The organism is Streptomyces xylophagus, from assembly GCF_000716435.1.
In the GTDB taxonomy this organism is placed as follows: Bacteria; Actinomycetota; Actinomycetes; order Streptomycetales; family Streptomycetaceae; genus Streptomyces; species Streptomyces xylophagus.
In genome coordinates this window covers 1-1,060 of the sequence record NZ_JNWO01000093.1, presented here as the reverse complement: position 1 = coordinate 1,060, position 1,060 = coordinate 1, and the positions used below count along the sequence as shown (strand labels likewise).

Genomic DNA, 1,060 nt, shown 5'->3' with positions numbered 1-1,060 from the left:
GCGGCAGCCCTGCGATTACGGCGAAGTCGTCCACCATCCCGATCCGGATAAGTGGGAGAACGGCTACACCAACGGGGCGTCGTGCCTGGTGCCTGGTAGCAATCTCGGCCAGGGGCCGGACACTGACGAGTCGTGTTGCTTCATCTGCGGCTACTACGATTTCAACCCGCCCGACAACGTCGCACCGTCCAGCACGTACTGCCAGGACGAGGCGCTGCGCTTCGACTTCGAGTGCCCGCGCACCGACGTTCCGTCCGATGGCGTCATCACACCCAAGCTGCACACCGCTGGCGCGTATGACGACAACGGAAACTACAGTGAGTGGGGGCACGCGTTCGTGTGGACGGTGACTGTCGACCTGGCGGCCTCGCAAGCGGCGCAAGCCGCGCAAGCAGCCGCAGCGCCGAACACCGATCCGGGCAGTCAGGCCGGTTGTCTGATGGCGGGCAACATCACCTTCCCGAATGCCGATGGTGAGATCGGCGGAACACCCATCTGCAACGATAACACGGTCGGCGACACGCCGACGTTCGTGCTGTGCTTTCTCAACCGCATCAAGCCCGCACACACCGTGTTGAACGTGGAAATTCTTCAGCCATGAGTCTTTTCGGACCTCAGAACGCCAACGCTGCGACTGCATTGCCTGATGGCACGCAGCGCCAGCGCTACGGCGCGCAACAGACGTATGTGAAGGACGCGTAAGCGCCCGGTATGTCAGACGGTACGGTGCTCGATGCGGCTTTCTACAACCGCATCATCTCCAATCTTGAGTACGTCGTATCCCAGGGTGGCGCAGCGGGCTTGCCTCCTGGCAGCGTGAACGCCCTGCACCAAGGCATTCTCGGCGTAATCGGGGAGGGTGCGCCAGGAAACCTTCAGACGGTCGCGCAGCTCGCGGCTGCCATCAACGACGATCCCCAGGTGTGGACGACGCTTACCGGCCAGATCAATGCTTGCGTCCGGTTCGACAAGAATCAGACGTTGTCTCCCTCGCAGGTTTTGCAGTTCCAGCAGAACGTAAAGCTGATGAACGTGGCGTTCACTGGCAACTATGCCGACC

General features: G+C 61.6%; 2 protein-coding genes. Both read left to right on the top strand.

Annotated features, from left to right (window positions below; genetic code table 11):
• Window positions 1–601 (top strand): hypothetical protein (locus OO70_RS50395; protein WP_158711684.1); only part of this gene is annotated, 601 nt, incomplete at its 5' end.
• Window positions 602–711: 110 nt separating this feature from the next.
• The coding region (locus OO70_RS50390) for a hypothetical protein (RefSeq protein WP_043688261.1) at window positions 712–1,060 on the top strand (349 nt) is incomplete at its 3' end.